This window comes from Pararhizobium polonicum (assembly GCF_001687365.1).
Taxonomy (GTDB): Bacteria; Pseudomonadota; Alphaproteobacteria; order Rhizobiales; family Rhizobiaceae; genus Pararhizobium; species Pararhizobium polonicum.
Map to the genome: position 1 here is coordinate 1 of NZ_LGLV01000031.1, position 2,559 is coordinate 2,559.

The 2,559-nt window shown below is 57.5% G+C and carries 1 protein-coding gene and 2 pseudogenes; 2 read left to right on the forward strand and 1 reads right to left on the reverse strand.

All coding sequences use genetic code 11. The features are described from left to right. A pseudogene (locus ADU59_RS31050) lies at positions 1-190 on the reverse strand (IS630 family transposase); the annotation flags it as partial. Between the two features lie 220 nt (positions 191-410). Between ADU59_RS31050 and ADU59_RS29365 the strand changes: the two are divergent. After that, positions 411-2,192 carry a calcium-binding protein gene (locus ADU59_RS29365; RefSeq protein ID WP_068959395.1) on the forward strand — a complete coding sequence of 594 codons (1,782 nt, stop codon included), beginning with the start codon at positions 411-413 and terminating at the stop codon, positions 2,190-2,192. Between the two features lie 152 nt (positions 2,193-2,344). Then, positions 2,345-2,559, forward strand: a pseudogene (locus ADU59_RS31055) (IS630 family transposase); the annotation flags it as partial.

A 2,559-nucleotide genomic window follows, 5' to 3' on the forward strand; every position in this document is an offset into this window, starting at 1 on the left:
GCTTGCCACTGTCGCGACGGCGCCCCCGCCGCGAAGGCTCCAACGAACCAGTTCGATCCAATCGCGGCTTGAGCCGGACCGCCGTGGCGGCGGAAACAGAAAAATCAGCGGCGGCGGCGCGGCGCGACTTGCCGCGCGATATCGCATCGACAATCCGATGACGCAGATCCAAGGAAAACGCGTGAGACATGGCAAAATCCTCCTGCCATGTCGAATCACAAAAGTCCCCAGAACGGAATCCATAGATTCACAAAATCCACCCCACGCTCTAGTCGTGATGACGAACATCCCGTACACATCACGCGATCACAACATTGACGTTAACATAGTAGAAGTTTAGGCTAGCGTACAGGAATTTATATTATGTATTAGGGTAAATTTTATCGCCGATAAATCGAGGGAGAGCGATTATGGCTGAATTTAAGTTGACCGAAGACACTTTTCTCAATCGTCTCATACTGGACGGGGCCTCTGGATATACGATTTTGAACATGGACTCCCATGTTCTCGGAGGATCGATTTCCGCGGATGTGTTTGATTTCAGCGGCCTAACGCGGATCGACAATGGTAGCATCATCAATCTGTATCACGGAAACGACACCTATATCGGTCATGTCGGCGCCGATAACGTATTGGGCGGTGCGGGCAGCGACAATCTGTCGGGTGGAGGCGGAAACGACCGTCTTAATGGCGGGGAAGGTAATGACACGCTGTTGGGTGGGGACGGAGCTGACCAGATCTGGGGCGGGAACGGCAATGACACGTTGGACGGCGGCGCGGGCGACGACACGTTCTATCTCCAGGGAACCGGCCAGAACGTAGGCGCTGATGTCTTCATCGGTGGTTCCGGCTGGGACCAATTAATAGTGAAGGGGAGCGTGTTCGTGACAAACCTGACGCTCGATGCGGCGGCCGGTGTTGAATATCTCGACATTGGCAATTCCGACTCTTTCAACAATAGTTTGCAGGGGACGAGTGCAGCGAACCACTTCGACCTTAGTGGCCTGACGAAACTCAACAATCTCCTGCTAATTCAGTGGCCGGGGGATTGGGGGGATCCAGGGTGGACGGAAGTAGAGGTGATTCCCATTTTGATGGGCGACGGAAATGATACCTATATCGGTTATGTCGGCGATGACGCAGTTGAGGGCGGACGGGGCGACGATACGCTGTCGGGCGGAGACGGGAACGATTGGCTGAGCGGCGGAGAGGGCAATGACACGCTCGACGGCGGGTCGGGCAACGACACGTTCTATGTCGGGAATGTGAGTTCTGAGATCGCCGGCGACGATGTGTACATCGGCGGCTCCGGGAGTCTCGACACGCTCGAGGTAGGGGATGATACGGTGATGACAAACCTGACGCTCGATGCGGCGGCCGGTGTCGAAATCCTCAAACTCTCATATAGCTTGTCCGGCACGGGCGAAGCAAACCGGTTCGATTTGAGCGGCCTGACGCGGATCGAAGGGAGCCGCGTAATGTCTCTGGGGGACGGAAACGACACCTTTATTGGTCATGCCGGCGATAACAGCGTTTCGGGCGATGCCGGCAGGGACAATCTGTCGGGTGGAAACGGAAACGATGGGCTTTCCGGCGGACTTGGCAACGACTCGCTCTACGGCGAGAGCGGCAATGATATTTTGATAGGTGATGCCGGCAACGACAGGTTGTCGGGTGGAGATGGAGACGACACGCTTTCCGGCGGACTTGACAACGACACGCTCGATGGCGGCATCGGCAACGATGACCTGAAGGGCGGTGCTGGCGACGATCGGCTTTCTGGCCGAAGAGGTAACGATGTCCTCAACGGTGGTGATGGAGCCGACAACCTGACTGCCGGCATCGGAGCGGACACATTGACCGGAGGTCTCGGCGCAGACCAGTTCATCCTCACCATGATCGCGGATTCGACCGTCGCCGCCTCCGGCCGCGACATCATTCTCGATTTCGCCCGCACGCATGGCGACAAGATCGACCTTAGCCTTGTTGATGCCAGTACGACGCTCGCTGGCGACCAGGTCTTCGCATTCATTGGCTCCGCGGCGTTCAGCAACACGGCAGGAGAACTTCGCTACGAGATAAAAGGCATCGACACCTTCATTTCTGGCGACGTGAACGGCGATGGGACGGCGGACTTCACCGTCGTTCTCGACCGTGCCCTGGCGATGCAGGCGTCGGATTTTGTGCTCTGAAACGATATAGAGACTGATTGCCGACTTTTGGGTTGGCGGATGTTGGACATTCGCCGCTCGGGGTGTTTGTTCTGCAGCGGAGCCGGCAGCTCGCTGCTGATTTAGAGCGTCGGGGGGACTTTTGTGATTCGACATGGCAGGAGGATTTTGCCATGTCTCACGCGTTTTCCTTGGATCTGCGTCATCGGATTGTCGATGCGATATCGCGCGGCAAGTCGCGCCGCGCCGCCGCCGCTGATTTTTCTGTTTCCGCCGCCACGGCGGTCCGGCTCAAGCCGCGATTGGATCGAACTGGTTCGTTGGAGCCTTCGCGGCGGGGGCGCCGTCGCGACAGTGGCAAGCTCGGACCTTACCGGGAGGCGATCAT